The sequence below is a fragment of the Spirillospora sp. NPDC052242 genome, from assembly GCF_040679555.1.
Lineage (GTDB): Bacteria > Actinomycetota > Actinomycetes > Streptosporangiales > Streptosporangiaceae > Spirillospora.
This window is the reverse complement of the sequence record NZ_JBFAUZ010000115.1, coordinates 1-1362: the sequence shown is the minus strand read 5'-3', so window position 1 is coordinate 1362 and position 1362 is coordinate 1. Positions and strand designations below refer to the sequence as shown.

The window sequence follows — 1362 nt, the reverse complement described above, 5'->3', positions numbered from 1 at the left end:
CGGGAGATCGGGTCGCGCAGGGAGGCGAACGCGGCCAGGTAGAAGGCCCGTTTGAGTTGTCGGTTGCCGCGTCGGGACGGGCTCTCGCCGCGGATTGAGGAGCCTGAGGTCCGGGTGGCGGGGGCCAGGCCGGCGTAGGCGGCCAGGTGCCCGGCGTTGCGGAAGCGGCTGGCGTCCCCGACGTCGATCAGGATGCGGGCGGCGGTCCTGACCCCCACGCCGGGCAGGGAGGTCAGGACCTTGGAAAGAGGGTGGGCCTCCAGCAGTTCTTCGATCCGGGCCGCCAAGGCGGCGCGCTGGTCATGAACGGCGCTGAGCGAGCGCGCCAGGCTGGGGATGATCAGTGCGGCGGCGTCGGTGCCGGGCACGGTCACCGTCTGCTCGTCCAGCGCGGCCAGGATGTCGTCGGCCAGGCGCTCGGCCGTGCGAGGCGCCTTGGGCCGCAGTGCCCGCAGCAGCCGGCCGCGTCCGGCGGCGCGGAGCTGGGCCGGGGAGCCGAAGCGTTCCAGCAGGGCGCGGACGGCCGGGTGGTCCAGCCGCGGTCCCAGCACCCGCTCCAGCGAGGGGTGAATCTGGGTGAGCAGGCCCCGCAGGCGGTTGATCAGGCGAGTCGATTCGGCCGCCAGGTCATCGTCGAAGCCGACGAGCATCTGCAGTTTGGCGACGGCCTCGTCGTCGGACGCCAGTTGGCGCAGGGTGTGCGGCATGGTGCGGGCCGCGTCGGCGATGATGAACGCATCGCGCGCGTCGGTCTTGGCCTCGCCGGGATACAGGTCGGCGATGCGGCGCATCGCCAGCCCGGGCAGGTAGGCGACCTGGCAGCCGACCTCGCGGGCCACCGCCAGCGGCAGCGCGCCGATGGAGGCGGGCTGGTCCACGACCACCAGCACCGTGCCCCAGCGGGCCTGAAGGCGGTCGAACAGCTCCCGCAGCTTGGGCTCGCTGTTGGGAAGCCGCTGATCGAAGACCTTCTTGCCGCTTGGGGTCAGGCCGGTGGCGTGGTGCTCGCTCTTGCCGACGTCCAGGCCGCAGAAGACGCCGATGTCGCCGGGGTCGCTCACGTGCTGCCTTCCGATCGAAGTGATGCGTTCTCCCCGGCCTCACCTGCGGCATCAGCGTGCCGGCATCCACGTTACAAAGAGCCTGCCAGCCCAGGTGGGCTGCGCGGTCATGCCCCTCATCAGCGGTCTGCCGATGCCTCCGAACCTGGTGACAACACCCTTTCGATCATGGAAGGACTGGGGAGCTGGAGTCATGCCAGATCCAGAGACCGGGAGCCCGTCTCCGGGCCACGAACAAAGTAACGGGGAGCTGACGGGCCCGAATCCTGTCGACCGCGGCAAGCCCGGGTCGAAGATCCAC

General features: G+C 70.9%; 1 protein-coding gene. It reads right to left on the bottom strand.

Annotated elements, in window-relative coordinates; translation table 11 throughout:
* The coding region (locus tag AB0L25_RS41030) for an IS110 family RNA-guided transposase (RefSeq protein WP_500179057.1) at nt 1–1061 on the bottom strand (1061 nt) is incomplete at its 3' end.
* Between the last annotated feature and the right edge of the window lie 301 nt (nt 1062–1362).